The sequence below is a fragment of the Methylobacterium sp. Leaf111 genome, assembly GCF_001423285.1.
Lineage (GTDB): Bacteria > Pseudomonadota > Alphaproteobacteria > Rhizobiales > Beijerinckiaceae > Methylobacterium.
The window spans coordinates 150,119-177,007 of the sequence record NZ_LMNE01000034.1; the positions used below are offsets into that span (position 1 = coordinate 150,119).

General features: G+C 71.0%; 26 protein-coding genes and 2 pseudogenes. 20 read left to right on the forward strand and 8 right to left on the reverse strand.

What is annotated here, in order from left to right; translation table 11 throughout:
• Positions 1-47 precede the first annotated feature (47 nt).
• The 11 genes from ASF41_RS15810 (at position 48) to hslU (ending at position 9,887) form a co-directional block, all read left to right on the forward strand.
• On the forward strand, positions 48-515 hold the full coding sequence (locus ASF41_RS15810) for a tRNA (cytidine(34)-2'-O)-methyltransferase (RefSeq protein WP_056494830.1): 468 nt from the start codon (positions 48-50) through the stop codon (positions 513-515).
• Positions 516-600: 85 nt separating this feature from the next.
• On the forward strand, positions 601-1,290 hold the full coding sequence (locus ASF41_RS15815; protein WP_056212469.1) for a PspA/IM30 family protein: 690 nt from the start codon (positions 601-603) through the stop codon (positions 1,288-1,290).
• A 236-nt stretch (positions 1,291-1,526) separates the two neighbouring features.
• Entirely contained in the window at positions 1,527-1,796 is a 270-nt protein-coding gene (locus ASF41_RS15820) for a YiaA/YiaB family inner membrane protein (RefSeq protein WP_055948388.1), read from the forward strand.
• Between the two features lie 65 nt (positions 1,797-1,861).
• Positions 1,862-2,788 (forward strand): oxygen-dependent coproporphyrinogen oxidase, encoded by a 927-nt coding sequence (hemF, locus tag ASF41_RS15825; RefSeq protein ID WP_056212471.1) that lies wholly within the window; start codon positions 1,862-1,864, stop codon positions 2,786-2,788.
• A complete protein-coding gene (locus ASF41_RS15830) occupies positions 2,785-3,375 on the forward strand; it encodes a suppressor of fused domain protein (protein ID WP_056270778.1) in 591 nt (196 codons plus the stop codon). The genes hemF and ASF41_RS15830 overlap by 4 nt, the downstream gene beginning before the upstream one ends.
• A complete protein-coding gene (locus ASF41_RS15835) occupies positions 3,375-4,496 on the forward strand; it encodes an ATP-dependent RecD-like DNA helicase (protein ID WP_056270781.1) in 1,122 nt (373 codons plus the stop codon). Before ASF41_RS15830 ends, ASF41_RS15835 begins: the two co-directional genes overlap by 1 nt.
• A gap of 83 nt (positions 4,497-4,579) precedes the next feature.
• The gene (locus ASF41_RS15840) at positions 4,580-4,975 is read left to right on the forward strand and encodes a GFA family protein (protein WP_056494835.1); all 396 of its coding nucleotides are present in this window, start codon (positions 4,580-4,582) and stop codon (positions 4,973-4,975) included.
• 112 nt (positions 4,976-5,087) lie between these two features.
• Positions 5,088-5,624 (forward strand): ATP-dependent protease subunit HslV, encoded by a 537-nt coding sequence (gene hslV / locus ASF41_RS15845; RefSeq protein ID WP_156389583.1) that lies wholly within the window; start codon positions 5,088-5,090, stop codon positions 5,622-5,624.
• A gap of 79 nt (positions 5,625-5,703) precedes the next feature.
• The gene (locus ASF41_RS15850) at positions 5,704-7,374 is read left to right on the forward strand and encodes a methyl-accepting chemotaxis protein (RefSeq protein ID WP_056494838.1); all 1,671 of its coding nucleotides are present in this window, start codon (positions 5,704-5,706) and stop codon (positions 7,372-7,374) included.
• Positions 7,375-7,503: 129 nt separating this feature from the next.
• Positions 7,504-8,574 (forward strand): hypothetical protein, encoded by a 1,071-nt coding sequence (locus tag ASF41_RS15855; protein ID WP_244479675.1) that lies wholly within the window; start codon positions 7,504-7,506, stop codon positions 8,572-8,574.
• Positions 8,574-9,887: an ATP-dependent protease ATPase subunit HslU gene (hslU, locus tag ASF41_RS15860; protein WP_056212486.1), complete on the forward strand. Its 1,314-nt coding sequence runs from the start codon at positions 8,574-8,576 to the stop codon at positions 9,885-9,887. The genes ASF41_RS15855 and hslU overlap by 1 nt, the downstream gene beginning before the upstream one ends.
• Positions 9,888-10,074: 187 nt before the next feature.
• Here the strand turns inward: hslU and ASF41_RS15865 are convergent, their stop codons facing one another.
• From ASF41_RS15865 to ASF41_RS15875, 3 genes are all read right to left on the reverse strand, one after another.
• Complete coding sequence (locus ASF41_RS15865) at positions 10,075-11,151, reverse strand: MBL fold metallo-hydrolase (RefSeq protein WP_056494843.1); 1,077 nt, start codon at positions 11,149-11,151, stop codon at positions 10,075-10,077.
• A 79-nt stretch (positions 11,152-11,230) separates the two neighbouring features.
• Entirely contained in the window at positions 11,231-12,316 is a 1,086-nt protein-coding gene (locus ASF41_RS15870) for an aromatic ring-hydroxylating dioxygenase subunit alpha (protein WP_056494847.1), read from the reverse strand.
• 410 nt (positions 12,317-12,726) lie between these two features.
• Entirely contained in the window at positions 12,727-13,299 is a 573-nt protein-coding gene (locus ASF41_RS15875) for a hypothetical protein (protein WP_082487640.1), read from the reverse strand.
• Between the two features lie 183 nt (positions 13,300-13,482).
• Here ASF41_RS15875 and pgeF point away from each other — a divergent pair, with 183 nt between their 5' ends.
• The 3 genes from pgeF to ASF41_RS15890 all read left to right on the forward strand — a co-directional run bounded on the left by pgeF (position 13,483) and on the right by ASF41_RS15890 (position 16,387).
• Positions 13,483-14,271, forward strand: a complete 789-nt coding sequence (gene pgeF, locus ASF41_RS15880) for a peptidoglycan editing factor PgeF (protein WP_056494850.1) — start codon at positions 13,483-13,485, stop codon at positions 14,269-14,271.
• 264 nt (positions 14,272-14,535) lie between these two features.
• Entirely contained in the window at positions 14,536-15,411 is an 876-nt protein-coding gene (locus ASF41_RS15885) for an outer membrane protein (RefSeq protein WP_056494852.1), read from the forward strand.
• Positions 15,412-15,628: 217 nt separating this feature from the next.
• Positions 15,629-16,387, forward strand: coding sequence for a DUF2076 domain-containing protein (locus tag ASF41_RS15890; RefSeq protein WP_056212494.1), 759 nt, complete (start codon positions 15,629-15,631; stop codon positions 16,385-16,387).
• A 97-nt stretch (positions 16,388-16,484) separates the two neighbouring features.
• Here ASF41_RS15890 and ASF41_RS15895 read toward each other — a convergent pair whose 3' ends face one another.
• Positions 16,485-17,327, reverse strand: a complete 843-nt coding sequence (locus ASF41_RS15895) for a L,D-transpeptidase (RefSeq protein WP_056494855.1) — start codon at positions 17,325-17,327, stop codon at positions 16,485-16,487.
• 246 nt (positions 17,328-17,573) lie between these two features.
• Here ASF41_RS15895 and ASF41_RS15900 point away from each other — a divergent pair, with 246 nt between their 5' ends.
• The 4 genes from ASF41_RS15900 to moaD all read left to right on the forward strand — a co-directional run bounded on the left by ASF41_RS15900 (position 17,574) and on the right by moaD (position 21,403).
• On the forward strand, positions 17,574-18,308 hold the full coding sequence (locus ASF41_RS15900) for a chemotaxis protein (RefSeq protein ID WP_056212498.1): 735 nt from the start codon (positions 17,574-17,576) through the stop codon (positions 18,306-18,308).
• A 78-nt stretch (positions 18,309-18,386) separates the two neighbouring features.
• Positions 18,387-20,480: an excinuclease ABC subunit UvrC gene (gene uvrC / locus ASF41_RS15905; RefSeq protein WP_056494859.1), complete on the forward strand. Its 2,094-nt coding sequence runs from the start codon at positions 18,387-18,389 to the stop codon at positions 20,478-20,480.
• A gap of 58 nt (positions 20,481-20,538) precedes the next feature.
• Entirely contained in the window at positions 20,539-21,138 is a 600-nt protein-coding gene (gene pgsA, locus ASF41_RS15910; protein WP_056212502.1) for a CDP-diacylglycerol--glycerol-3-phosphate 3-phosphatidyltransferase, read from the forward strand.
• Between the two features lie 13 nt (positions 21,139-21,151).
• Complete coding sequence (moaD, locus tag ASF41_RS15915) at positions 21,152-21,403, forward strand: molybdopterin converting factor subunit 1 (RefSeq protein WP_056494862.1); 252 nt, start codon at positions 21,152-21,154, stop codon at positions 21,401-21,403.
• A 51-nt stretch (positions 21,404-21,454) separates the two neighbouring features.
• Here the strand turns inward: moaD and ASF41_RS15920 are convergent, their stop codons facing one another.
• Entirely contained in the window at positions 21,455-22,402 is a 948-nt protein-coding gene (locus tag ASF41_RS15920) for a metal ABC transporter substrate-binding protein (protein WP_056494865.1), read from the reverse strand.
• 181 nt (positions 22,403-22,583) lie between these two features.
• Here ASF41_RS15920 and ASF41_RS15925 point away from each other — a divergent pair, with 181 nt between their 5' ends.
• Together ASF41_RS15925 and ASF41_RS15930 are read left to right on the forward strand one after the other, a co-directional pair.
• Positions 22,584-24,365, forward strand: a complete 1,782-nt coding sequence (locus ASF41_RS15925) for an ABC transporter ATP-binding protein (RefSeq protein WP_056494867.1) — start codon at positions 22,584-22,586, stop codon at positions 24,363-24,365.
• 55 nt (positions 24,366-24,420) lie between these two features.
• A complete protein-coding gene (locus ASF41_RS15930; protein ID WP_056494870.1) occupies positions 24,421-25,461 on the forward strand; it encodes an aldose epimerase family protein in 1,041 nt (346 codons plus the stop codon).
• Between the two features lie 20 nt (positions 25,462-25,481).
• Here the strand turns inward: ASF41_RS15930 and ASF41_RS25050 are convergent.
• The 3 genes and pseudogenes from ASF41_RS25050 to ASF41_RS26195 all read right to left on the reverse strand — a co-directional run.
• Positions 25,482-25,874 (reverse strand): DNA translocase FtsK (locus ASF41_RS25050; protein WP_277996195.1); only part of this gene is annotated, 393 nt, incomplete at its 5' end.
• Between the two features lies 1 nt (position 25,875).
• Positions 25,876-26,305 (reverse strand): annotated as a pseudogene (locus ASF41_RS26190) (FtsK/SpoIIIE domain-containing protein); the annotation flags it as partial.
• A gap of 87 nt (positions 26,306-26,392) precedes the next feature.
• Positions 26,393-26,888 (reverse strand): annotated as a pseudogene (locus ASF41_RS26195) (FtsK/SpoIIIE domain-containing protein); the annotation flags it as partial.
• Position 26,889 lies beyond the last annotated feature (1 nt).

Genomic DNA, 26,889 nt, shown 5'->3' on the forward strand with positions numbered 1-26,889 from the left:
GGGCGATGCCGCACGGACCCGCCCGCCCCCATCCTGAGACGCCGCCGATGCTCCGCCTCGCCCTCTACCAGCCCGACATCCCGCAGAACACCGGCACCCTCCTGCGTCTCGCCGCCTGCCTCGGAGCCGCCGTCGAGATCATCGAGCCCGCCGGCTTCGACGTTTCCGACCGGCACCTGCGCCGCGCGGGCCTCGACTACCTCGACCGCGTCGCCGTCACCCGCCACCGCTCCTGGGACGCGTTCTCGGAGTGGCGCCGGGCGGAGACCATCCGCCTCGTCCTCGCCACCACGCAGGGCGCCCTGCCCTACACCGACTTCGCCTACCGGGACGGCGACTGCCTGCTGATGGGCCGGGAATCGGCCGGCGTACCCGAGGCCGTCCACGCCGCGGCGGATGCCCGGGTGGTGGTGCCGATCCGGGCCGACCTGCGCTCGCTGAACGTCGCGGTCTGCGCCGCGATGATCCTGGGCGAGGCCCTGCGTCAGACCGGCGGCTTCCCACGGTCGTATTGAACGCTGTGCAATTGCGCACTTGAACAGTGTTCAAAAACTACGACAACCGGGGGGTGGACCGCAACCACCGACCCGGAGCCCGACGATGCTCAGACTGTTTCGCACCCTCGCCCGCGGCGCCGCCGCCCGCGCCGAAGAAGACCTGTTCGACCGCAACGCCCTCCTCATCCTCGACCAGCAGATCCGCGAGACCCGCGCCGCCCTGGAGCGCAGCCGCCAGGCGCTGGCGGCTTCGGTGGCCGGCGACCGGGCCGAGGAGCGCCGCCTCGCCGAGGTCGAGGCCCGCGCCACCGACCTCGAGACTCGCGCCGTGGCGGCACTCCAGTCCGGGCGCGACGACCTGGCGTCGGAGGCCGCCGAGGCGATCGCCGAACTGGAGGCCGAGCGCGACGCCATCCGCGCCGCCCGCGGCCGTTTCGCCGCCGAACTCGTCCGCATCCGCGCGGCGGTCGCCGACGCCACCCGGCGCCAGGCGGACCTCGAACGGGGCCGGCGCCTCGCCGCCGCAGCCGAGACGGCCCGCCGCCTGCGGGTGAGCCCGGCGCCGCAGGACCGGGCGACCCTCAAGGAAGCCGAGGCGACGCTGGCGCGACTGCGCAGTCTCCAGGCCGAGGCCGACGACACCGAGGCGGCCCTGCGCGAGGCCGAGCCCGGCGCCGACCTCGCCGAGCGGATGGCGCGCGCCGGCTTCGGCCCGAGCTCCCGCCCGGCCCCGTCCGCGATCCTCGACCGCCTGCGCGCCCGGGCCGAGGCGCCCCGCCAGCCGGCCGCCTGATTGCCGCGCTGCGGCTGCGCAAGCGGGCCCCTCCCCCCTCTGCGGGGAAGGGTGCCTGCGGAGCAGGCGGGAGAGGGGACGACCTCTCCGAACAGCGCGCTCCCCTCTCGCGGGAAATCGTCCCGGCCTGACCCGCTTCACGGGCCACCCTCTCCCGCAAGGGGGAGAGGGAATGCGCGGCGAGCTTCATCGCCAGGCCCACCTTCCGAAATCACCCCAACCCGAGGAGAATCCCCATGACCAACGAGACCACGCAGCATTCCGGCGCCTGGGTCGCCTTCACCTACGCCTCGTTCCTCGGCTCCGCCGCCATGGTGGGCCTCGGTATCCTGTTCATGCCCATCGACATCTGGATCAAGGGCTACCTCGCCATGGGCACGATCATGCTCGTGCAGTCCTGCATCACCGCCACCAAGACCATCCGCGACGTCCACGAGGGCCGGCGCATGGTCAACCGGATCGAGGACGCCAAGACCGAGCGGCTCCTGATGTCCGTCAAGGATTGAGCGCCGCACCCCGACCGCCGCCCGGCGAATTGACGGCCGGGCGGCGGGATGGGACATCCCCCGGCATGACCATGCCCGAATCCTCCGTCCCCCCGCTGCCCGAGGCCGAGCGCGACGCCGTGAAGGCCGAGGCGACGGCCTGGTTCACCACCCTGCGCGACCGGATCGTCGCCGCTTTCGAAACCCTCGAGGCGGAGGCGACCGGGCCGTTCCATCCCGACGCCCCGGCCGAGCCCGGCACCTTCGTGAAGACGCCCTGGCAGCGCACCGACCACACCGGCGCGCCCGGCGGCGGCGGCACCATGGCGATGATCAAGGGCCGGGTCTTCGAGAAGGCGGGCGTCCACGTCTCGGCCGTGCACGGCGAGTTCGCGCCGGAGTTCCGCGCCCAGATGCCGGGGGCGGCCGAGGACCCGCGCTTCTTCGCCACCGGGATCTCGCTGATCGCGCATCCCTGGAACCCGAACGTGCCGACCGTGCACATGAACACCCGCTTCGTGGTGACCACGAAGACGTGGTTCGGCGGCGGCGCCGACCTGACCCCCGTGCTCGACCGGCGCCGCACCCAGGACGACCCGGATTCTCTGACCTTCCACGCGGCCATGCGGGAGGCCTGCGACGCCCACGCGCCCGCCGCCGACTACGCCCGCTACAAGGCCTGGTGCGAGGAGTACTTCCACCTCAAGCACCGCAACGAGCCGCGCGGTATCGGCGGGATCTTCTACGACTATCACTGGACCGGCGACCCCAAGGCCGACCTCGCCTTCACCCGCGACGTGGGCGGGGCCTTCCTCAAGGCCTACCCGGCCATCGTGCGCGCCAACCTGGCCACGCCCTGGACCGAGGAGGACCGGCTGGAGCAGCAGGTCCGGCGCGGACGCTACGTGGAATTCAACCTGCTCTACGACCGCGGCACGATCTTCGGCCTGAAGACCGGCGGCAACGTCGCCTCGATCCTGTCGTCGCTGCCCCCCACGGTGCGCTGGCCGTGAGCGCTCCGGCCGCCCCTCCGGCGGACATCACCGAGACCAACCGGGCGGTGGCGCGCATGCTGGCGGCGGCCCTGGGCGGCGTGCCCTCCGTCGCCCGGCACGCCGACGAGACGGGTCGCAGCCACGTCGACATCCTAACCTGCCGCGACGCCCCGCGCCCCGGCCTCACCGCCTGCGCCACGGTGACCCTGGCCAACCACCCGCTCTACCAGGACGGCGTCGAATTCCCCGGGCGCTGCGAGATCCTGGGCGTGAGCACCGACCCGGACGTGGCGCGGATGGTGGCGGCCTGCGCCTTCCAAGTCATCGACGGGCGCTGGTTCCTGGCCCCCGGTATCGTCTTTCCCGGCCTGCTCACGGGCCTCTCGGCGAGCCTCGCGCACGTCCTGTTCGTGCCGCCGGCCCTGTTCGAGGCCCGGCTGGAGACACCGGCCACCGCAGACGCGGCGCTGGCCTTCCTCCAGGCGGTGCCGATCTCGGAGGCCGAGTACGCCTTCGCGCAGGAATCCGGGGGCGATGCCCTGGAGGACCTGTTCGCCGCGCGCGGTACCGACCTCTTCGACCTGCAGCGGCCCTCGGTGCTCTGATGGCCGATGCCCCCCTGCCGACCCGCTTCGCCCCGCAGCAGGACGCGGCCCTGAAGGCGATTTCCGACTGGCGCAAGTCCGGCGGCCAGCAGGTCTTCCGCCTCTTCGGCTACGCCGGCACCGGCAAGACCACCCTCGCCCGGCGCATCGCCGACGACGTCGAGGGCACGGTGGTGTTCGGCGCCTTCACGGGCAAGGCCGCCTCGGTGATGCGCCAGAAGGGCTGCCACGACGCCGCGACGATCCACAGCCTGATCTACCGCACCAAGGAGACCGAGGACGGCGGCCCGGCCTTCACCCTGAACCGCACCGGGCCGGTCTCGAAGGCCGAGCTCATCGTCATCGACGAGTGCTCGATGGTCGATTCGGATCTGGGCAACGACCTCCTCTCCTTCGACCGGCCGGTGCTGGTGCTCGGCGACCCGGCGCAGTTGCCGCCGGTGCGCGGGGGCGGCTTCTTCACCGAGGCCGAGCCCGACGTGATGCTCACCGACGTCCACCGGCAGGCGGCCGACGACCCCATCGTCCGCATGGCGATGACGGTACGCGAAGGCGGGCGCCTCACCCTCGGCGACTACGGCGAGAGCCGCATCGTCTCGCGCCGGTCCATCGACCCGGCCGTGGTGCTGCAGGCCGACCAGGTGCTGGTGGGCATGAACAAGACCCGGCGGCTCTACAACAACCGCCTGCGGGAGCTCGCCGGCCACACCGACCCGATGCCGGCGGTGGGCGAGAAGCTCGTCTGCCTGCGCAACGACCGGACCAAGGGCCTCCTCAACGGCTCCACCTGGACGGTGCATGCGCAGCGTTCGTCACCGCGCTCCGACACGGTGCGCCTCGACGTCGTGCCCGAGGACGACCCGGCCCTGCGCCGCCGCCCGGTGGACATCAAGGTCCTCAAGGCCGTGATGTCGGGCTCCGAGGAGGAGATCCCGGCCTTCCTGAAGCGCGAGACCGACGAGTTCACCTACGGCTACGCCCTCACGGTCCACAAGGCGCAGGGCTCGCAATGGGACGACGTCGTGCTGTTCGACGAGTCCTTCGCCTTCCGCGAGCACCGGGCGCGCTGGCTCTATACCGGCCTGACCCGGGCGGCGAAGCGGATCACCGTCGTGGTCTAGGGGGGCTTGCGTGGCCCCCGGCGGCTTGCGCGTTGCCGGCCCCTCAGGGACAACGGAGGCGTGCGCGGGGGGAAGAGATTCGCATGGCCTTGACCGGACGATGCCGCTGCGGCGCCATCCAATACGTGGCCGCGGGCGAGCCGAGCCACGGCGCCCTGTGCCACTGCACCGATTGCCGGCGGTCCGCGGGTGCACCCGCGGTGGGGTTCGCGCTGTTCTCGGACGAGCGGATCACGATCACCGGCACCCCGACCGCCTACGAATCCTCGCCCGGCGTGCTCCGCGAATTCTGCGGGACCTGCGGCACCAACCTGTTCTACCGCAACGCGGCGGTCTTCCCGGGCCAGGTCGACCTCCACACCGCGACCCTGGACGATCCCGACGCCCTGCCCCCGTCGATCCGCATCCAGGTCGCGGACGCGCCCGAATGGTTCGGCCGGTTCGACGCGCTGCCGGCCTTTCCGCGCTATCCCGGATAGGCCGAGACCCCGGCGGCGCTTGGAGCGAACCCCGTGAGCACCTACGTGAGCGGTTCTCCCACCCGAACCGGAGCCTGTCTTGTCCCATTCCGAAGCGAGCGGTCCGCCGCAGATGCACGCCACCACGATCCTCATGGTCCGCAAGGGCGGCCGGGTGGTGATCGGCGGCGACGGGCAGGTCAGCCTCGGCCAGACCATCGTCAAGGGCAATGCCCGCAAGGTCCGGCGCCTGGCCAAGGGCACGGTGATCGGCGGCTTCGCGGGAGCCACCGCCGACGCCTTCACGCTGTTCGAACGGCTGGAGGCCAAGCTCGAACAGTATCCGGGGCAGCTGACCCGGGCCTGCGTCGAGCTGACCAAGGACTGGCGCACCGACCGCTACCTGCGCCGCCTGGAGGCGATGATGCTGGTGGCCGACAAGGAGGTCAGCCTGCTGCTCTCGGGCGCGGGCGACGTGCTGGAGCCGGAAAGCGGCGTGATGGCGATCGGCTCGGGCGGGAACTACGCCCTGTCGGCTGCCCGCGCCCTCGAAGACAGCAGTCATGACGCAGAAGAGATCGTTCGCCGGGCCATGCGGATCGCCGCCGAGATCTGCGTCTACACGAATGACAGCCTCGTGATCGAGACCTTGGAAACGTCTGAAAGCTGACCGAGCTCCGATCCGTTAACCGAAGTTTTCGAGACACTGCTTACGAGCTTGAATGAAAGCTCGTGACGGGATCTCGGACATGACGATCAAGGCGAAGATACTGATGTTCGTCCTGGCCTGCGGGGCGATCACCCTGGTGGTCGCGGGCGTCGGGATCGGCACCCTTTCGGCCTTCAACGCCGCGATGGTCGAGTCCCGGCAGGCGGCCCGCCGGGCCCTCGACGCGGCCAACGTCAACCGGCTCGTGAGCAACGTCGTCCTCGAATCCCGCGGCGTCTACGCCGCCAAGGACACGGCCGACGCGCAGAAATACGCCGACCGGATGCGGCAGAACCTGACGGCGATGAACGACCTCCTCGCCGCCCTGGGCCGGCGGGTGCCCGAGGCGGAGCGCGCGCAGTTCGAGCGGGTCGTGCAGGGGGCCGCCACCTTCACCAGCCTGCGCCAGGAGATCGCCCGGGCGGGAACCGCGGTCGCCCCGAAGGCGGCGGCGGATCTCGGCTTCAACGAGGCCAACCGCGCCAACCGACAGGCCTTCCAGGATTCCATCGACGCCCTGGTGGCCGGCGGCCAGGCCCAGGTCACCGCCATCGATGCCGCGACCGACGCCCTCTACGACAGCCGCCTGACCCTGCTGATCGCCCTGGCGGCCGGCGGCACCCTGGCGAGCCTCGTGCTCGGCATCCTGATCGGGCACCGGCAGATCGCCGCGCCCCTCGCCCGGGTCGCCGCGGCGATCCGGCGTCTGTCGGAGGGCCAGCTCGACCTGCCGGCCGTCAAGCCGGGGCGCGACGAGATCGGCGCCATCTGGGCCAGCATGCAGGTCTTCGCCCGCTCCATGCGGGAGGCCGAGACCCTGCGGGCGACGCAGGACGAGGCCGCCGGGCTCGCCTCGACCCGCCGCCGCACCGAGCGGACCGAGCTGGCCGACCGCTTCCAGGGCAGCGTGGGCGCCCTCGTGGGCGACCTCTCCGATGCCGCCGCCGCCATGGAGGAGACCGCCCGCTCGATGTCGGCCCAGGCCGAGCGCACCAACCGGCAATCGGCCGCGGTGATGCGCGCCGCCCAGGAGACGGCGCAGAACGTCCAGGCCGTGGCCGCCGCCACGGAGGAACTCGCCGCCACCGCCAACGAGATCGGGCAGCAGGTCGGCCAGACCTCGGCGGCAGCGGCCAATGCCGTCGAGAGCAGCCGCCAGACCAACGCCCGCGTCGAGGCCCTCGCCGAGGGCGCCGCCCGCATCGGCGACGTCGTCGCCCTGATCTCGAACATCGCCGGCCAGACCAACCTGCTGGCGCTCAACGCCACGATCGAGGCGGCGCGGGCCGGCGAGGCGGGCCGGGGCTTCGCCGTGGTCGCCACCGAGGTGAAGACCCTCGCGGCCCAGACCGCCAAGGCCACCGACGAGATCACGGCGCAGATCGGCATGATCCAGGCCGCCACCCGCGAGACCGTCGAGGCGATCCGCGAGATCGGCACGACCATCGGCAGCGTGCACAGCATCGCCCTCGGCGTCGCGGCGGCGGTGGAGGAGCAGCAGGTCGCCACGCAGGAGATCGCCCGCAGCGTCAGCGACGCCGCCCGCGGCACCCATGACGTCACCGAGACGATGGCCGAGGTCCAGGGCGCGGCGGTGGAGGTGGGCGCCGGGGCGACGCAGGTTCTCGCCTCGGCGGCGGAGCTCGCCCGCCGCTCCAGCGCTCTCGACGGCGAGGTCACGCACTTCGTGGGGTCGATCCGCGCCGCCTGAGACACGGGACCGTCTGGAAAGGGCGGGGCGGCGCGCTTAAGTCGGGGACGTGCGTCGCCCAGCCCCCTGTCCCGCCCGACGCGGCATCGCCCTCGCCCTGTGCGGGGCGACCCACCGCGAGGTTCCGTCGTGATCACCGCCGACCACCTCCGCCGCGCCGTGGCCGAGGGCATCATCACCGAGATCCAGGCCGCCTCCCTCGATCGCCTGGCGCGGGTGAACCCGGGGCCGGACACCGGCCTCGACGCGCCGCGCGACGACGAGCGCCTGCGCTTCGTCTCGGGCTTCGCCGACATCTTCGTCACCCTCGGGCTGTTCTTGTTCCTCGGCGCCTGCGCGCATTTCGGCCTGTCGGCCCTCGGCCCTGCGCCCGGCTACGCCCTGATCGCCGCCCTCGCCTGGGGGCTCGCCGAATTCTTCACCCGCCGGCGCCGCATGGCTCTGCCCAGCATCGTTCTGCTGGTCCTCTTCGCCCTCGCGGTGCAGTCGTCGGCGGCCTTCGGACTCGCCGGCGCGGGGACGACAGGGGCGAGCTGGCCGACCCTGTTCGACCTGATGGCGACCGACCGCCTGGGCCCAGGCCCGCTGATCGGCAGCGGGCTGGCGACCCTCGGGCTGGTGACCCTGCATTACCGACGCTTCGCCGTGCCGATCACCGTGGCGGCGGGCGCGGCCGCCCTCTGCGCCGTGCTGCTCGGCCTCCTGCTCGTCGTGGCGCCGGACCTGACCCTGGCGGCGCGCAACGCCCTGTTCATCGCCGCTGGCCTCGGTGTCTTCGCCCTGGCGATGCGCTTCGACCTGTCCGACCCGGCCCGCGTCACCCGGCGCACCGACATCGCCTTCTGGCTGCATCTCCTGGCCGCCCCCCTGATCGTGCATCCGATCCTCGGCACCCTGACGGCCGGCGGCGGACAGGCCGCGACCCTCGGCGTGCTGGCGATCGTGCTCGGCCTCGCGGGCATCGCGCTCGCGGTGGACCGGCGCGCGCTGCTGGTCTCGGGCCTCGTCTATGCCGGGATCGCCCTCGGCTCCCTGGTCCGGGAGGCCGGGTTCGCCGGCAGCACGATCCCGCTGAGCCTCCTCACCCTCGGGGCCTTCATCCTGGCGCTCAGCGCCGGGTGGCACCCGTTGCGCGCCGCCCTGCTGCGCGCCATCCCCCGCCCCCTGGCAGCCCGGCTGCCGCATCCGATCGGAGCGTGATGACCACCTTCTCTCCCCGCGAGATCGTCTCGGAACTCGACCGCTTCATCGTCGGGCAGGCCGACGCCAAGCGCGCGGTCGCCATCGCGCTGCGCAACCGCTGGCGCCGGCAGCAGCTCACCGGCCCCTTGCGCGAGGAGGTCGCGCCGAAGAACATCCTCATGATCGGGCCGACGGGCTGCGGGAAGACGGAGATCGCCCGCCGCCTCGCACGCCTCGCCGGAGCGCCGTTCCTTAAGATCGAGGCCACCAAGTTCACCGAGGTCGGCTATGTCGGCCGCGACGTGGAGCAGATCGTGCGCGACCTCGTGGAGGTCGGCATCGGCCTCAAGCGCGAGGAGAAGCGCCGCTCGGTGAAGGCCAAGGCCGAGGCGGCGGCGGAAGCCCGCATCCTCGACGCCCTGGTGGGCCCGACCGCGGGCCAGGCCACCCGCGACAGCTTCCGCAAGAAGCTGCGGGCGGGCGAGCTCGACGACAAGGAGGTCGAACTCGAGCTCTCCGGCGGGGCGCCGGGCGGCCTGCCGATGTTCGACATCCCCGGCATGCCGGGCGCGTCCATGGGCGCGGTGAATCTCGGCGACATGCTGGGCAAGGCCCTCGGCGGCCAGAAGGGCAAGCCGCGCCGGATGACGGTGACGGACGCCTACGCCCCCCTGCTGGCGGAGGAATCCGACAAGCTGGTCGACGCCGAATCCCTGACGCAGGAGGCGATCCGCGAGGTCGAGGACAACGGCATCGTCTTCCTCGACGAGATCGACAAGATCTGCGCCCGCGAGGGCCGCTCCTCGGCCGACGTCTCGCGCGAGGGCGTGCAGCGCGACCTGCTGCCCCTGATCGAGGGCACCACCGTGGCGACGAAGCACGGGCCGGTGAAGACCGACCACATCCTGTTCATCGCCAGCGGCGCCTTCCACGTCTCGAAGCCCTCCGACCTGCTGCCGGAGCTGCAGGGCCGCCTGCCGATCCGCGTCGAGCTGCAGCCGCTCACCGTCGAGGATTTCCGCCAGATCCTGACCTCGACGGAGGCGAGCCTGCTGAAGCAGACCGTGGCGCTGATGCAGACCGAGGGCGTCACCCTCGAATTCAGCGAGGACGCGGTGGACGCCCTGGCCCGCGTCGCCGTGGACGTGAACAACTCGGTGGAGAACATCGGCGCCCGCCGGCTCCAGACCGTGCTGGAGCGCGTCATCGACGAGATCTCCTTCACAGCCACCGACCGGTCGGGCGAGACCGTGCCGATCGACGCCGCCTACGTCCGGTCGCGGGTGGAGAGCCTGGCGGCGAACGCGGATCTGAGCCGGTTCATTCTGTAGGTCGGGTCGCCGGCCGGACCGCAGACGCGGCCCGGCGGCGCCGGAGGGTCCCGGACCTGCCCCGGGGTGCGTTGCGCCTGTGGACCGGGCCGGCTGGTGGGGCGCCCGTCACGGGATGGCCGGCGCCCTTCGTCTCCCCAAGGCGCCGTCACGGAGTGCCCAGCCGCGTCGGAGATTCCAAACCGCGTCAGGCTTCCCAGACCTGGCCCGGCCGCATGGCGAGGAAGCGCTCCGGGGCGAGGCCCTGCGCGGCGCAGGCTTCCGCCAAGGCGTCCACCGGCTGCTCGATGCCCTCGTCGGTGAGCTGGAAGGTCCCCCAGTGGTGGCCGAGCATCTGGTCGGCCCCGAGGAGCAGCCCCGCCGCGACGGCCTCGCCCGGGTCCATGTGCTGGTCCTTCATGAACCAGCGCGGCTCGTAGGCCCCGATCGGCAGGGTGGCGAGGCGCGGCGGCCCGAAGCGGGCGCGGGCTTCCCGGAAGGTCGCCCCGTCGCGGAGGCCCGTGTCGCCCGAATGGTAATGCACGCCCGCCGGGGTCGTGAGGACGAAGGAGCACCACAGGGCCATGCGCCGGTCGTTGAGGCCGCGGGCCGACCAGTGATGGGCGGGTGTGACGTGGAGGGTCAGGCCGCCGCCGAGATCCACCGACTCGCCCCAGTCGCGGGTCTCCACGTGCATGGTGTCGTCGTAGGCGCGCAGGATCGCCTCGTTGCCGAGCGGCGCCAGGACCAGCGGCTGATGCGCCTGCCAGATCCGCGCGACCGTCGCCCCGTCGAGATGGTCGTAGTGGTTGTGGGTGATCAGAACCGCGTCGATCGGGGGCAGGTCGGCGAAGGCGATCCCCGGCGGGTTTACCCGCTTGGGGCCGGCGAATGCCACCGGGCTCGCCCGGCGGGCATAGACGGGATCCACCAAGATGTTGCGGCCGGCGACCTGGAACAGGTAGCTCGCATGCCCGATCAGGGTGACGCGCAGGCCAGAGACCCGCTCCGGCGGCACCTCGGCGGCGTAGGGGCTCGGGTGGAAGGCCGGCCAGGCCTGGCGCAGGGGGCTGTCGACCCCGCGCCGGGAGCGCCAGCGGGCGATGTCGCCGAGGGTCTTGTCCGGCGGCTGGTCCGGGCTGTGGAAGCGGACCCCGTCGAAATGGTCGCTGCGCGGCCCGCGATAGTAGGGATTGCGCCCGCGCTTGTGGGCGGCATAGCCGACCCCGCCGAGCGTCATCACCGTGGCGGCGCTCAACGCCTTGATCAGACTGTGCCGTTTCATGGATCCGAGATGGCGGCTGCGGCGCGCCGATCAAGCGCCGCGGCCACGCATCGCAGGTCGATGCGCGGGTGCCGGCCGATCACGAGCGCCAGCGCAGCTCCTGCGTGGCCAGGGGATTGGCGAAGGGCCGCCCCTCCCGGGCCGCCTGCAGGGCCTCGCGCTTGAGGCGGAAATACCATTGGGACGGCAGGTCGCCCTGGCCGAACAGCACCATGGTGGGCTTGCGGTCGAGGCCGGCCTGGGCGTGCTGGAGCACCTGCTGGTCCTGGGTGAGGAACTGGCGCATCAGCGGCCGCGCCACGGGCTTGAGGAGATTCAGCGCCGGCATGTTCCAGTAGAGGGCGTTGGTGAGCATCGTCCGGTTCTGGGTCAGGGGCGTGGCGAAGGTGTAGTTCGCCACCCGCTTCGTCCCGGCCTCGATCCGCTCCAGCCGCACCCCCGGCAGGCGGAACTCGATCTCCACCGCGGGCACGCCGCCCAGGAGCCGGTAGACCGGCGAGCTCGTCGTGGTGGCGTGGCTCGTCATGGTGAAGCCGTGCGGGGTCGGCGTGAAGGTCTTCACCTTCTCCCGCAGCTCCTTCGAGGGCCGGAACCACAAGGAATCGTGCACGAAGGCGACGTGGCCGGGATCGACGAGACTGAGCGTCGTCAGGTCGAAGGAGGCCTCGACCACGAGTTCGACCACCAGGGAGCCGGCCGCCGTGAAGCCGAGGTCCGGCAGCGCCGCCGGGGGCGAGCCGGTCTCCGGCCCGAGATACGGATTGACCCAGGCGAAGCCCGCGCTCTCGCGGATGGGAAAGCGCTGCACCGCGATGCGCGTGAAATCGGCCGTGTCCGAGGCCGAGAGGGTCGGCACGTCGCGGCAGCGCCCGTCGGTGCCGAAGCGCCAGCCGTGGAACGGACAGGTCAGTTCGCCGCCGTCGAAGCGGCCCTTCGACAGGGCCATGCCGCGATGGGGACAGCGGTCGCGCAGGGCGAAGGGGGCGCCGGAGGCCTCGCGGCCCAGGACGATCTGCTCGCCGTTGAGCTCCACGGCGCGCAGGGCTCCCGCCTTCAGGGACTCGGACCGGCCGACGCAGTACCAGGCGTCGGGCAAGGGCTGGCGCATGGCGTCCGGGTCGAGCGCCGCCTCGTCGGGCGCCGGCATCCGCAGGGCTGTGGACATGGAGGGGAGCGGGTCCGTGGCCGGTGGGCGCGGACACGAGGTCGGTGCCGCGCCGCGCGAGGGGAAGGCCGGAACCTTTAGACCGCCGGCGGGGCCGAGACCAGCCGACCCCTGCGGCTTCGGGGACCCTTACCCAGGGGAGCGGCGGATGGGCGCGGGCGCAGGCCTTTTCAAACCGAAAGGGGCTGACTAACTTCGGCTCACCCGCAACGAACGAAAGGAGGTGATCCAGTGTCTCATTGTCATCAGCCGCTCACCCCGGCCACCCGGACCTGGACCGTCGCCTCCGGCGCAGCCTTCTAGCGCTCGACGCGAACGTGAGAGTTCCGGCCGGACAAGAGCGGTTCGGCAATGGAAGGGCCGCCCCTCACGGGGCGGCCCTTCGCTGTTTCAGGGTGGGGGCGCAGGCCTCAGAGGCCGTTGCGCTTCTGGAAGATGGGCTGCGCCAGCGCCTCGGCCCGGGCGGCCCAGAGGTCGCGCTCGCTGCGCATCTCTGAGAGCTGCGCGGCCTCGTCCGCGCTCCTGGCCCGGAGGTCGCGGACCTCCTTCTCGAGTTCGCCCTGGGACGCGCTGAGCCGGTCGCGCTCGCGGCGCGCCTCTTCGAACTCCTGCATCTCGGCTTCGACATGGGCGCGCAGGTTGCGCAGCTCGCGGGCGATGACGCCCTGGAGCGCGTCGTAGCGGTCGTTCTCGACCTTGAGCTTGGCCTTCAGCATGATGTTCTCGGCCATGAGGTCCGAGAGGTCGCCCTCGGCGGCCTCCGCCGGGGCGGGGGCCGGCGTCACGACCCGCGGCGTCCAGGTCTTGGTCGGCTCGGCGGCCCGGGCCTCGTCCGCCAGCGGAGCCGGAGCGACGGTCGGCTGCGGCTCGGCGCCCGCCGGATGGGTCGCGGCTTTCATCGCCGCCAGCCAATCGCGCAGCGGACCGGGCTGCGGACGGGTTGCCGTTTCGTACGGGGCGGGGTGACGGGCTGCTTCGGACATCGGCTGATCCTCGACTCTTGAGACGCATCCGATCAAAACATGCTTAACGAACCGTAAAGAGCCGCGACGTCAGGGTGTCGCCGGGGTCTCTGGAGGCCCCGCACGCAGACCTCGCCGTCGCGAAGGCCGTGCCCACGCAGTCCCTGTCCAGAAACGACGTCCTCCTCAAGGATCGGAGTGCCTATGACGCGCGAACATCCCGAAGCCCTCGAGTCCCCGCATCTCGCCGGCCTCCCGGGCATTCGGCACGCCTTCTTCACCCGGCGCGGCGGCGTCTCGGAGGGCATCTACGCCGCGCTCAACGGCGGCCTCGGCTCGAACGATGCGCCCGACCACGTGGGCGAGAACCGCCGCCGCATGAGCCGTCACCTGGACGTCCCGGCGGACGCCCTCGTCAGCCTGTACCAGGTCCACTCGCCCGACGTGGTGGTGGTGGAGGGTCCGATCGCCCCGGCCGATCGCCCCAAGGCCGACGGGATGGTGACACGGGTCCCCGGCCTCGCCCTCGGGATCGCCACGGCCGATTGCGGGCCGATCCTGTTCGCCGATCCGGAGAACCGCGTCGTGGGGGCGGCGCATGCGGGCTGGAAGGGCGCCCTGGGCGGCGTGATCGACCGGACCCTCGCGGCGATGGAGGGCCTCGGCGCCGCGCGCGACCGCATCGTCGCGGTCCTCGGCCCGACGATCGCGCAGGCCTCCTACGAGGTCGGGCCCGACTTCATCGCACGATTCCGGGCGGACGCCCCCGGCTTCGAGCGCTTCCTCGGTCCCGGAGCACGGGAGGCTCATGCTCAGTTCGACCTGCCGGGCTTCATCCTGGCGCGCCTCGCGCAGGCTGGGGTCACCCGGGCGAGCGATCTCGGGTGCTGCACCTACGCGGATCCCGACCGATTCTACAGCTATCGCCGGACCACCCATCGCGGCGAAGGGGATTATGGCCGCCTGATCTCCGCGATCGCGCTGTCCCCATAGGCTGCCCAGCCCCTGCGACACTTTGTCAAAGAGGGGTGAGGAAAAAAGCGTGGCCGTACGCGAACCTTGGCCATTGATGCGCGTTCGTTGTTCACGGAGCGGGTGAGAATAAGACGAGTACCGCCACAAAGGGGCCGCGTTCGCTGCGGCTGGCGTGATCGTAACGCAACAGCTTCTCGCACGCTGCTGGCTTAAAGACGGGGAACTGCAGCGGACGCCACCCGTAAGAGTGGCGCCGGTGCGTAACGGTTAGAGGACCAGATCATGAAATCCTTCCTTCGCAGCGCCACCGCGCTCGCCGGCATCGCGATCGCCGGCTCTGCCTTCGCCGCCGACCTTCCGCGTCGTCAGGCTCCCCCGCCGGTGTTCGTGCCGGTGCCGGTGTTCACCTGGACCGGCTTCTACGCCGGTTTCAACGCCGGTTACGGCTTCGACGCTTCCAGCAACAACCAGCCGACCGTCATCGGCGTGAACGGCGCCAGCACCCTGGTCCTGCCGGGCACCACCGCCGCCATCGCCTTCAGCAACGGCCAGAGCAACGACGGCTTCGTCGGCGGTGGTCAGGTCGGCTACAACTACCAGTTCACCCCGGGCTCCGGTGTCGTGATCGGTGTCGAGGCCGACGCCCAGTACGTCGACTTCGGTCGTGAGCGGAACCGCTTCTCGGCCACCGGCCCGCTGGCCGCCCAGCAGGTGTTCAACCCGGCCGGCGTCTCGGGCCTCGACTACTTCGGCACCGTCCGCGGTCGCCTCGGCTACGCCTTCGACCGCACCCTCGTGTACGGCACCGGCGGCTTCGCCTACGGTTCGGGCGGCGGTCGCGACTTCGGTCTGACCAACCGCAGCCGTGACGACTTCCAGACCGGCTGGGCTGCCGGCGGCGGTATCGAGTACGCGCTCCCCACCGACTCGTTCCTGAACTTCTTCAAGTCCTCGGCCGTCACGCTGAAGATCGAAGGTCTGTACGTGAACCTCGACCGCGGCAACCGCAACAACGGTGTCTTCGCCGTCAACAATGCCGGCCAGGAAGTCAGCGTCACCAGCCCGGGCGTCGTGCTCGCCAGCGGCGGCCGCCAGGTGCGCGACACCGAGTTCGCCGTCGTCCGCGCCGGCCTGAACTACAAGTTCGGCTCCTACTAGGATCCGCTCCGGTCGCGCCCCTCGCGGGGCGCGCCTCGACAGGAAAGCCCGGTCCGCAAGGCCGGGCTTTTCCGCGTTCTGCGCAGATTCGGATTCGGCGCATGCATCCGGGACGGCAAAGTTTGCGTTGAACCCCTGACAAAGGCCGGCGGCACCCCCATCTCTGACCGGCCCGTGCGGGTGGTCACCCGCCGGCTTGCCCCAGGAGGACGACTCCATGAACAGCGAAGAACGCGACGTCATCGGCGGCATTTTCCAGCGCCTGGAGCAGGCTTCGAGCCAGCCCCGTGACGCGGAAGCCGAGCGCTTCATTGCCGACAAGATCCGGGCACAGCCCTACGCGCCCTACGCCATGGCGCAGCTCATCTACGTGCAGGAAGAGGCGATCAAGAGCCTGAACGAGCAGCTGGAGCAGCTGCGCCGTGCGGGCCAGCAGCAGCCCCAGGGCGGCGGCGGCTTCCTGTCCAGCATCTTCGGCGGCGGCTCCTCCGCCCGCCAGCCCGAGCCGCCACGCCAGGGCGGCGCCTGGGGCAACCAGGGCGGCCAACCGGGCTACGGACAGCCGCAGCAGCCGGGCTATGGTCAGCCGCAGCCCGGCTACGGGCAGCAGCCGGGCTACGGCGGTCCGCAGCAGGGAGGCCCCTGGGCCGGCCAGCAGGCGGCGCCGGCGCGCGGCGGCGGCTTCATGGCGACGGCGCTGCCCATGGCGGCGGGTGCCGCCGGTGGCATGCTCCTCGGCAGCGCCCTCTCCAACGCCTTCGCGGGCGGCCATTCCCAGCTCGGCAGCGCGGCGGCGGCCGGTCTCGGCGGCACCCCGAACATCACCGAGAACAACTTCTTCGGCGGCAGCGGCAACGAGGATCTCGGCTCGGCCCTCGGCGGCGGCAACGACCTTCAGGATGCGTCCTTCACGGAGGATTCCGGCGGCGATTTCGGGGGCGACCTCGGCGGCGGCGGGGACGACGACTGGGTCTGATCCAGGATGACGAAGAGCCGGCGCCTCGAACAGGCGCCGGCTCTTCCGTTTCAGGGATCAGGTCTTCTCCAGGGGTCAGATCTTCGGGGCTCGGACTTCAGAGGACCTCGACGCGCGTGCCGACCGGCGTACGCTCGTAGAGATCGATGACATCCTCGTTCATCATGCGGATGCAGCCGGACGAGACGTTCTGCCCGATCGTGTGCGGCTCGTTGGTGCCGTGGATCCGATAGAGCGACGAGCCGAGATAGAGAGCCCGGGCGCCGAGCGGATTACCGGGGCCGCCGGCCATGTGGCGCGGCAGGTCCGGACGGCGGCGGATCATCTCCTGGGGCGGCGTCCAGTCCGGCCATTCCCGCTTCTGGCTGATCGTCTTCAGGCCCGACCAGGCGAAGCCCGGTCGGCCGACGCCGATGCCGTAGCGGATCGCCTGGTGCCCGGGCTGCACCAGATAGAGAACCTTCCCCGGCGTATCGACCACGATGGTGCCGGGACGCTGCGGCCCGTCGAAGGCGACCACCTGCCGCGCGTAGCGGGCATCCGGGGCACGGGCGATGCTCTCGACCGCCGGTTCCCGCGCCGGCGCCGTCGGCAGGGCGGCGAGGCGGACCGGGACGCGCTGCGGCGCGATCTGCGCCTGCGGCTCCCATTCCGGCTCCGGGGGAACCCGATCGCCCGAATGCAGCTGGCGCGGCACGGCGGCGGCATAGGCCGCCGGCGCGCGCGCCTCCGCGCGCTCCTCCGGCAGGCGCCGGCCGGGGATCGGGCGCTCCGCCATGGCCCGTGGCGCCTGCGCGCCCGGCCGATCGCTCATCAGGAGTTCGAGGAAGCCGCCGCCATAGGCGCCCGGCCGCGGCGCGCCCTGCGCCTGCGCCCCACTCCCCTGCCCCGCCAATCCCGCCGTCAGGCAGGCGATGGCCACGCACCAATCGAACCGCATGCTCGTCAACGCTCCAAGCCCGATCGACCCCGCTCAGGGGGGCGACACGGGGCCAGGATCGCGGTCCGGGGCGGACACCCGGTGAAGGAACATGGTGAATCGTTCAGGCCGACGCGGCGGCGAACAGGGGAATGGATTCAGCGTGAACGCGCCGTAAAGGTTGCCGATGAGTTGTGACGTTCAAGAAATCGCAATCAGTTGGGCGCAGGATGACCCGGCTTCACTCTTGTTGGCTGATCGCGACCGATGACTCTCAAACGTTACCGCATCGAAGACAGTCTCGGCCTCGCGAGCGCCCCCGTGGCGATGGAATCCGCCGTCTCGTCGGAGGCGGTCACCTTGAACAACAAGCGCCTGGACGAGATCCTGTCCGCGATCCAGGACCTGCGCAAGGTCACGCAGACCAGCACGGTGGAGACCATCGAGGCGTGCCGGAAGGAGCTGAACGAAGCCTTCGCCATGCGCTCCGAGCTCGACATCATGAAGGATGCGATCACCCGCACCAAGCAGGAGATCGCGACGCTCTACCGTTCCGAGAACACCGGCAAGGGCATGCGCCGCGTGGCGGGCGAGCTCGATGCCGTCGTCGACTCCACCGAGCGCGCCACCAGCACGATCCTGGGCGCGATCGAGGAGATCGAGACCAACGCCAGCATGCTGCGCGCCATGACCACCACCATGGCGGGACGCGAGAACATCGACGCGATCCTCGACCGCGTCGTGGTCGCCTTCGAAGCCTGCAACTTTCAGGACCTCACCGGCCAGCGCATCAACAAGATCGTGGGCGTGCTGAAGTTCATCGAGGAACACCTCGACCGGATGATCGAGGCCTGGGGCGGCCTCGACACCTTCAGCGAGCTGCTGGGCGCCCATCCCGCCAAGGTGGACATCGACGACGAGAGCTCGCTCCTCAACGGGCCGAAGCTCGCCGACGATATCGGCCACGTCGACCAGGGCGACATCGACGCGCTGTTCGATTGAGGCGACGGGGCCGGGTCGCCCGGCGCGCCTCCTCCGTCGCCCCTTCCCTCGCCTTCCCCCGAGGCTTAAGTCAGCGGCATGAGCCGCGCGCCCGCGAAAGACCCCGCCTCGAACGATCTGCCGCCTGACGGCTTCGACGATCAGGACGGCTTCCCGCAGGACGGCTTCCGGGAGGACGCCTCCGAGGAGGCGCAGGACCTCGCACAGGCCGACGACGCCCCCGAGATCGACTTCGATTTCGAGGAGGGCGCGGTCAAGGCCGGCACCGAGGTGATCCGGAGGTTCTGGACGACCCTGCCGACCTCGCCCGGCGTCTACCGGATGTTCGACGAGAAGGGCGACGTCCTCTACGTCGGCAAGGCCAAGAACCTGAAGGCGCGGGTCGGCTCCTATGCCCGGGGCCAGGCGCATTCCAACCGCATCGCCCGCATGATCTCGCAGACGGCGGCGATGGAGTTCGTCACCACCGCCACCGAGACCGAGGCGCTGCTCCTTGAGGCCAACCTCATCAAGCAGCTGAAGCCCCGCTTCAACGTGCTGATGCGGGACGACAAGTCGTTTCCCTACATCCTCGTCACGGCGGATTCGGAAGCGCCGCAGATCATCAAGCATCGCGGCGCCCGGCGCCGGAAGGGCAGCTATTACGGCCCCTTCGCCAGCGTCTGGGCGGTGAACCGCACGGTGAACGCCCTGCAGCGCGCCTTCCTCCTGCGCACCTGCACGGACAGCTACTACGAGAACCGCACCCGGCCCTGCCTGCTCTACCAGATCAAGCGCTGCTCCGGCCCCTGCACCGGCGAGATCGACCTCGACGATTATCGCGCGCTCGCCGACAGCGCGAAGAGCTTCCTGGCGGGCAAGTCGAACGCCGTGAAGGACCGCATGCGCGAGGAGATGCAGGACGCCTCGGAGAAGATGGAATTCGAGCGGGCGGCGCGGTTCCGCGACCGCATCGCGGCCCTGTCGGCGATCCAGGGGACGCAAGGGGTGAACACCCAGGGCGTCGAGGAGGCCGACGTCTTCGCCCTAGACGAGCAGGCGGGCCAGTTCTGCATCGAGGTGTTCTTCTTCCGCAACTTCCAGAACTGGGGCAACCGCGCCTACTTCCCCAAGGCCGACCGCACCATGACGCCGGACGAGGTCCTGGCCTCGTTCATCGGGCAGTTCTACGACGACAAGCCGGCGCCGCGCAGCGTCCTGGTCTCGCACGCCATCGAGGATGCGGAGCTCCTGGCCGCCGCCCTGTCGAGCCGCACGGATTACCGGGTCGAGATCCACCAGCCCCAGCGGGGCGAGCGCAAGAACCTCGTCGAATACGCGCAGCGCAATGCCAAGGAGGCCCTGGGCCGGCGCCTCGCCGACACCGCATCCCAGGGCAAGCTGCTCGCCGCCCTCGGGCAGTCGTTCGGGCTTTCCGGCACGCCCCGGCGGATCGAGGTCTACGACAACTCGCACATCATGGGCACGAACGCCGTCGGCGGCATGATCGTGGCCGGGCCGACGGGCTTCGCCAAGCAGCATTACCGCACCTTCAACATCAAGTCGGAGGAACTGACCCCGGGCGACGATTACGGGATGATGCGCGAGGTGCTGCAGCGGCGCTTCAAGCGCCTCGTCAAGGAGAACCCGCGCACCGCCCGGGAGGCCGCGATCGCCGCCAGCGAAGGCGGCGCCGAGGTCCCCGTCCCGGAGGCGCCCCCGGAGAGCGACACCCTGCCGGCCTGGCCCGACCTCGTGCTCATCGACGGCGGCAAGGGGCAGCTGGACGCCGCCCGCACCGCCCTGGAGGAGATCGGCGTCACCGAGGTCGCCCTGGTGGGCATCGCCAAGGGCCGGGACCGCGACGCGGGGCGCGAGACGTTCTTCGTGCCCGGCCGCCCCCCCTTCAAGCTGCCGCCGCGCGACCCGACCCTCTACTTCGTCCAGCGCCTGCGCGACGAGGCGCACCGCTTCGCCATCGGCAGCCACCGGGCCAAGCGCAAGCGCGAGATGGTGAAGAACCCCCTCGACGAGATCGCGGGAATCGGCCCCAGCCGCAAGCGCGCGCTGCTGCACCACTTCGGCACCGTGAAGGCGATCCAGCGCGCGGCGTTCGAGGACCTGGCGAAGACCCCGGGGGTCAACGCCGCTACGGCCCGCGCCGTCTACGACTTCTTTCACACCCATGCGTGACGAGATCGGCGCGTCCGGGCGGTTGACCCCCACCGCCGCACATGGTTTCACGCCTGCGATGAATCCCGTCCTCACCCGCCGCCGGTCGCCAGCCTGGACGCTCGCGAACTGCCTGACCTACGGGCGGCTCGTGGCGGTGCCGGTCGTCGTCGCGCTGCTGTACTGGCCCACCGAGCCGGGCGCGCGCTTCGGCGCCCTGGCGGTCTACATCCTGGCGGCGATCACCGATTATCTTGACGGCTACGTGGCGCGGACCTACGACCAGAGTTCGGCCCTCGGGCGGATGCTCGATCCCATCGCCGACAAGCTCCTGGTGGCCGCCTGCCTCCTCATGCTGGCCGCGGACAACACCATCGTGGGCTGGACCCTCTGGGCCGCCATCGTGATCCTGTGTCGGGAGATTCTGGTCTCGGGCCTGCGCGAGTACCTGGCCGAGCTGAAGGTCGGCGTTCCGGTGAGCAAGGTCGCCAAGTGGAAGACGACCGTACAGCTGATCGCCATCGGCTTCCTCGTCGCCGGCCCGGCCGGGGAAACGATCCTGCCCGGCACGATCCGAGCGGGAACCGTCCTCCTCTGGATCGCTGCCGCGCTGACGCTCTATACCGGCTGGGACTACCTGCGCGCCGGCATCAAGCACGTCATCGACGACCCACGCTGAGGGACACCACGCGATGAAGCTCGTGTATTTCGCCTGGGTGCGCGAGCGCGTCGGCAAGGCCGAGGAGAATGTCGACCTCCCCAAAGGAATCGTCACGGTCGCGGACCTCGTCGACTGGCTGCGTGGCCGGGGCGAGGAATACGCCTACGCCTTCGAGACCACCGGCATCGTCCGCGCGGCGATCGACCGAGTCCACGCAAAGCCGGACGCACCGATCGCCGGCGCCTCCGAGATCGCGTTCTTTCCCCCCATGACAGGGGGCTGAGGCTCGGGCCTCAGCCCTTACGGCCGATGACCGGCGGCTGGGGCGCCCTGCTCAGCGCCTGCCCAGGGCCGCCGTGAAAGCCGTGAGGTTGTGGCGCATCATCGCCACGTAGGTCGGCGCCGGCCCGTCCGGCCCCGACAGGGCGTCGGAGAAGACCTTGCCCCCGATCACGGCGCCGCTCTCGCGGGCGATCTGCTGCATCAGGCGCGGATCGCTGATGTTCTCAAGGAAGACGGCCGGGATCTTCTCCTGGCGGATCTGGCGAATGATCCGGGCGACGTCCCGGGGGCTCGCCTCGCTGTCGGTGGACACGCCCTGCGGGGCGATGAAGGTCAGGCCGTAGGCGGCGGTGAAGTAGCCGAAGGCGTCATGGGTCGTGATGATCCGGCGTTGGGCCTTCGGGATCGCGGCGATCCCCGTCCGGACCTCGGCCTCCAGGGCGTCGAGGCTGGCGAGATACGCCTTGGCGTTGTCGGTATAGGCCGCGGCATGGTCCGGGTCGATCCGCACCAGGGCATCCCGGATGTTGCCGACGTAGATTCGCGCGTTGGCGATGCTCTGCCAGGCATGGGGATCGTCGTGGTGGCCATGCGCCTGCCCAGGTCCGCCATGCCCGTGTCCGTCATCCTCGGCCTCGATCGGCTTGACCCCGGCGGAGGCGACGACGACGGGCGCCTTGGTGCCGGAGGCCTTGATCAGCCGGTCGATCCATCCCTCCAGCCCGAGGCCGTTGACCACGACGAGGTTGGCATCCGCCAGGGTCCGGGCGTCGCTCGGCGCCGGCGCGTAGCCGTGGGCGTCGGCGTTCGGCTGCACCAGGGAGGTCACGGCGACATGGTCCCCGCCGACCTGGGCCACCAGGTCGGCCAGGATCGAGAAGGTCGCGACGGCCCGCAGCTTCGTCTCCGCCGCCGAGACCGGACCGAGCAGGCCGAGCAGGAACACGAGGGCGGCAGGTAGACGGAAGCGCAGGCGCGAGGACAGGAGCCGGAACGGCATCGGGGACGATCCTTTCGGTAAGCTCCCCCGCTCTACTGTAACATTATCACATTTCCTAGCCGGACGGCGGAGCGCGCCCCCAATGGCTTTCGCTTGATCTCGCCGGCGGGCGGACGCAAACACCCCCGCAGTCGCGGCCCGCGTGCCGGCGGACGGGCACGACACGGAAAGAGCGGATCAGATGGCGCGACGGGCGCTTCCCAAGGGCGACATCCTGCCCCTCCTCGGCCGGGTCTGGCGGGAATGGCTGCGTCCGCACCGGGCGACCCTCGCGGTGGTTCTGGTGCTCATCGCCATCGTGGGCGCGGCGACCGGCCTGTACCCGACCCTGATCAAGCTCGCCTTCGACGCCTTCGACCGCAAGGACATGGCCGCTCTCGCCTACGGCCCGGTGATCGTCATCGCCATCACGTCGATCCGCGGCTTCGCGCTGTTCGGCCAGAACGTCTTGACCAACCGGGTCGTCACCCGGGTCGAGGCCGACATGCAGGCCGCCCTCTACGGGCACCTCATCGAATCCGACCTCGCCCAGCTCGGCCGCGAGAGCCCGGCGGCCTTCACGCAGCGCTTCACCACGGATTTCGCCTTCATCAAGGAGGCTCTGACCCGCATCTCCACGGTGCTCCTGCGCGACATCGCCATGCTGATCGCCCTGGTGGCGGCCCTGGTCTGGATGGATCCGGTCCTCACCCTGGTGGCGGGCGTGGTGGTGCCCTTCGTCGCCGGCCCAATCGGCCGGGTCGGCAGGAAGCTGCGCCGCGTCTCCACCGCGACGCAGGAGCGGATGGGCCTCACGGCGAGCCTCATCACCGAGAGCCTGCAGGGCGCCCGCATCGCCAAGACCTACGCGCTCGAAGGCTACCTGAAGGGCCGGGCGAAGGGGGCCTTCGACGAGGTGCGCCGCCTCAAGATGAAGGCCGCCAATGCCCGCGGGCGCCTCGACCCGCTCCTCGAGATCGGCGGCGGCTTCGCGGTGGCGGCGGTGCTGGCCCTGGTCGGCCAGCGCGTGACCTCGGGCGACCGCACGGTCGGCGACTTCACCGGCTACGTCACTGCGCTGCTCCTGGCCTCGCAGCCGATCCGCACGCTGGGCACCCTCAACGCGATCCTTCAGGAAGCCGGGGCCGCGCTCCAGCGCTACTTCGCCCTCATGGACGAGGCGCCGCAGATCCGCGACGTGCCGGGGGCGCGCCCGCTCCAGGTGGCGGGGGGCGGGATTCGCTTCAGCGACGTGCAGTTCCGTTACCGCGCCGACGCGCCGGCCCTGGAGGGGATCGACCTCACCGTTCCGGCCGGGGCGACGGTGGCCCTGGTCGGGCGTTCGGGCTCGGGCAAGTCCTCCCTGCTCAACCTCGTGCCGCGCCTCTACGACGTGACCGAGGGCGCGGTGTGCATCGACGGGCAGGACATCCGCACCGTCTCCCTCGCCTCCCTGCGCGCGGCGGTGGCCGTGGTCTCGCAGGACGTGGTCCTGTTCGACGACACCATCGCGGTCAATATCGGCTTCGGCCGGCCGGGGGCGACCCGCGCCGAGATCGAGGCGGCGGCCGAGGCGGCGGCGGCGCACGGCTTTATCAGCCGCCTGCCGGAGGGCTACGATTTCCCCGTCGGTCCCGCGGGCGGACGGCTCTCGGGGGGCGAGCGCCAGCGCATCTCGCTCGCCCGCGCCTTCCTCAAGGACGCCCCGATCCTGCTCCTCGACGAGGCGACGAGCGCCCTCGATTCCGAGTCCGAGCGCCTCGTCCAGGACGCGCTCCTGCGCCTGATGCGGGGCCGCACCACCCTGGTCATCGCGCACCGGCTCTCCACCGTGCGCGATGCCGACTGCATCGTCGTCATGGAGGCCGGGCGGATCGTCGAGACCGGGCGCCACGAGGCGCTGGTGGCGGCGGGCGATGCCTATGCCCGGCTCCATCGGATGCAGCTCTCCGGCGACGTCGAGGACGCGGCCGTGCCGGCCTGACGGGACCGATCCGCCCGCCGCGCGTTGAGCCGGCCGGAGCGGGACTCGGACGTCGATGCGGACAGAGCCATTCGGAACCACGGCGGACGGCGCGGCCGTGATGCGCCACAGCCTCGCGCGGGGCGACCTGCGGGTGCAGGTGCTCGATTACGGCGGCATCGTCAGCCGGATCGACGTGCCGGACCGAAGGGGCCGCGTGGCGAACGTCGTCCTCGGGGCCGCCGACCTCGCGGGCTACGCGGCGAGCGACGCGCATTTCGGCGCGATCATCGGACGCTACGCCAACCGCATCGCCGGCGGCCGCTTCCGCCTCGACGGAGCGGCGTACCAGCTGCCCCGGAACGCGGGCCGCAACACCATGCATGGCGGGCCGGAGGGTTTCGACCGGCGGATCTGGCGGGTCGAAGCCGCCGACGCGGCCAGCCTGACCCTGGCCTACCGATCCCCCGATGGCGAGCAGGGCTTCCCGGGCAATCTCGACGTCGTCGTGACCTACCGCCTGGACGACGACGGCACGCTGGCGATCGACTACGTCGCCGTCACCGACCGGCCGACGATCCTCAACCTGACCAACCACAGCTACGTCAACCTTGCCGGCGAGGGCGCGGGCAGCGCCCTCGGGCACGTCGTCACCCTCGCGGCGGACGCGGTGCTGGAGACCGATGCCGAGCAGATTCCCACGGGCGCGATCCTGCCCGTGGCCGGGACGCCCTTCGACTTCCGGACACCGACGGCCCTCGGAGCCCGCATCCGGACGGCGCACCCGCAGCTCGCCCTGGCCCACGGCTACGACCACACCTACGTGCTCGGCGGCGAAGGGACTCTTCGCGTGGTGGCGCAGGCGGTCGATCCGGAGAGCGGACGCTGCCTCACCGTGGCGACGACGCGGCCGGGGCTGCAGCTCTACACCGCCAACATGCTCGACGGGACGGTGACGGGTTCGGGCGGCGGCCTCTACCGCGCGGGCGACGCCGTCTGCTTCGAGGCGCAAGGGTTTCCCGACGCGCCGAACCACCCGGCCTTTCCCAGCACCGTCCTGCGGCCGGACGCGCCCTTCCGGGCGACCACGACCTACCGGTTCGGGAGCGTGCCGTAGGTCGGGCGCCGCCGAGCGCCTCAGCCGTGGTGGGAATCCGCCTCGATCAGGATCTCGCGCTTGCCGGCATGGTTGGCCGGACCGACGATGCCCTCGATCTCCATCTTCTCCATCAGGGAGGCGGCGCGGTTGTAGCCGATCTGCAGCCGACGCTGGATGTAGGAGGTCGAGGCCTTCTTGTCCCGCAGCACCACCTGCACGGCCTGGTCATACAGGTCGCCGCCGGCCTCGCCGAAGCTGCCCTGGTCGAAGACCGCGCCGTCCACCTCGATCTCGTCCGCGCCGCCCTTTCCGCCCGACGCTCCGTCCTCCTCCGCCGTGACGGCCTCGAGGTAGGAGGGTCGGCCCTGGCGCTTGAGGTGGGCGACCACGCTCTCGACCTCCGCATCCGAGCAGAACGGCCCGTGCACGCGNGGCAACCTGACCGGCGGTCCCGCGCCGCGGGCGGCTCCCCGCATCCCTTTCCGCCCGACGCTCCGTCCTCCTCCGCCGTGACGGCCTCGAGGTAGGAGGGTCGGCCCTGGCGCTTGAGGTGGGCGACCACGCTCTCGACCTCCGCATCCGAGCAGAACGGCCCGTGCACGCGCGTCGTGCGCCCGCCGCCGGCCATGAAGAGCATGTCGCCCTGGCCCAGCAGCTGCTCGGCGCCCATCTCGCCCAGGATCGTGCGGCTGTCGATCTTGCTCGTCACCTGGAAGGAGATCCGGGTCGGGAAGTTGGCCTTGATCGTGCCCGTGATCACGTCGACCGAGGGACGCTGGGTCGCCATGATCAGGTGGATGCCCGCCGCCCGCGCCATCTGCGCCAGGCGCTGGATCGCCCCCTCGATGTCCTTGCCCGCCACCATCATCAGGTCGGCCATCTCGTCGACCACGATCACGATGTAGGGCAGCGCCGACAGGTCCATCTCCTCCGTCTCGTAGACGGCCTNCCTTGCCCGCCACCATCATCAGGTCGGCCATCTCGTCGACCACGATCACGATGTAGGGCAGCGCCGACAGGTCCATCTCCTCCGTCTCGTAGACGGCCTCTCCGGTCTGCCGGTCGAAGCCCGTCTGCACGGTCCGGGTCAGGATCTCGCCGCGCCCGCGCGCCTCGGCGAGGCGTGCGTTGAAGCCGTCGATGTTGCGCACACCGACCTTCGACATCTTCTTGTAGCGCTCCTCCATCTCGCGCACGGCCCATTTGAGGGCGATCACCGCCTTCTTCGGGTCCGTGACGACGGGGGAGAGCAGGTGCGGGATGCCGTCGTAGACGGAGAGCTCCAGCATCTTCGGGTCGACCATGATCAGGCGGCACTCCTCCGGCTTCATCCGGTAGAGGAGCGACAGGATCATGGTGTTGATGGCCACGGACTTGCCCGAGCCCGTGGTGCCGGCCACCAGCAGGTGGGGCATCTTGGCCAGATCCGCGATGATCGGCTCCCCN

Excerpts from the sequence above, each read along its gene's own strand:
- hemF (WP_056212471.1), top strand. The coding sequence starts at position 1,862 with ATGACCATGCCCGAATCCTCCGTCCCCCCGCTGCCCGAGGCCGAGCGC.
- ASF41_RS15840 (WP_056494835.1), top strand. The coding sequence starts at position 4,580 with ATGGCCTTGACCGGACGATGCCGCTGCGGCGCCATCCAATACGTGGCC.
- ASF41_RS15890 (WP_056212494.1), top strand. The coding sequence starts at position 15,629 with ATGAACAGCGAAGAACGCGACGTCATCGGCGGCATTTTCCAGCGCCTG.
- hslV (WP_156389583.1), top strand. The coding sequence starts at position 5,088 with ATGCACGCCACCACGATCCTCATGGTCCGCAAGGGCGGCCGGGTGGTG.
- ASF41_RS15895 (WP_056494855.1), bottom strand. The coding sequence starts at position 17,327 with ATGCGGTTCGATTGGTGCGTGGCCATCGCCTGCCTGACGGCGGGATTG.
- pgsA (WP_056212502.1), top strand. The coding sequence starts at position 20,539 with ATGAATCCCGTCCTCACCCGCCGCCGGTCGCCAGCCTGGACGCTCGCG.
- ASF41_RS15820 (WP_055948388.1), top strand. The coding sequence starts at position 1,527 with ATGACCAACGAGACCACGCAGCATTCCGGCGCCTGGGTCGCCTTCACC.
- hslU (WP_056212486.1), top strand. The coding sequence starts at position 8,574 with ATGACCACCTTCTCTCCCCGCGAGATCGTCTCGGAACTCGACCGCTTC.
- ASF41_RS15900 (WP_056212498.1), top strand. The coding sequence starts at position 17,574 with ATGACTCTCAAACGTTACCGCATCGAAGACAGTCTCGGCCTCGCGAGC.
- ASF41_RS15810 (WP_056494830.1), top strand. The coding sequence starts at position 48 with ATGCTCCGCCTCGCCCTCTACCAGCCCGACATCCCGCAGAACACCGGC.
- ASF41_RS15875 (WP_082487640.1), bottom strand. The coding sequence starts at position 13,299 with ATGTCCGAAGCAGCCCGTCACCCCGCCCCGTACGAAACGGCAACCCGT.
- ASF41_RS15930 (WP_056494870.1), top strand. The coding sequence starts at position 24,421 with ATGCGGACAGAGCCATTCGGAACCACGGCGGACGGCGCGGCCGTGATG.
- moaD (WP_056494862.1), top strand. The coding sequence starts at position 21,152 with ATGAAGCTCGTGTATTTCGCCTGGGTGCGCGAGCGCGTCGGCAAGGCC.
- uvrC (WP_056494859.1), top strand. The coding sequence starts at position 18,387 with ATGAGCCGCGCGCCCGCGAAAGACCCCGCCTCGAACGATCTGCCGCCT.
- ASF41_RS15925 (WP_056494867.1), top strand. The coding sequence starts at position 22,584 with ATGGCGCGACGGGCGCTTCCCAAGGGCGACATCCTGCCCCTCCTCGGC.
- ASF41_RS15835 (WP_056270781.1), top strand. The coding sequence starts at position 3,375 with ATGGCCGATGCCCCCCTGCCGACCCGCTTCGCCCCGCAGCAGGACGCG.
- ASF41_RS15850 (WP_056494838.1), top strand. The coding sequence starts at position 5,704 with ATGACGATCAAGGCGAAGATACTGATGTTCGTCCTGGCCTGCGGGGCG.
- ASF41_RS15885 (WP_056494852.1), top strand. The coding sequence starts at position 14,536 with ATGAAATCCTTCCTTCGCAGCGCCACCGCGCTCGCCGGCATCGCGATC.
- pgeF (WP_056494850.1), top strand. The coding sequence starts at position 13,483 with ATGACGCGCGAACATCCCGAAGCCCTCGAGTCCCCGCATCTCGCCGGC.
- ASF41_RS15920 (WP_056494865.1), bottom strand. The coding sequence starts at position 22,402 with ATGCCGTTCCGGCTCCTGTCCTCGCGCCTGCGCTTCCGTCTACCTGCC.
- ASF41_RS15870 (WP_056494847.1), bottom strand. The coding sequence starts at position 12,316 with ATGTCCACAGCCCTGCGGATGCCGGCGCCCGACGAGGCGGCGCTCGAC.
- ASF41_RS15815 (WP_056212469.1), top strand. The coding sequence starts at position 601 with ATGCTCAGACTGTTTCGCACCCTCGCCCGCGGCGCCGCCGCCCGCGCC.
- ASF41_RS15865 (WP_056494843.1), bottom strand. The coding sequence starts at position 11,151 with ATGAAACGGCACAGTCTGATCAAGGCGTTGAGCGCCGCCACGGTGATG.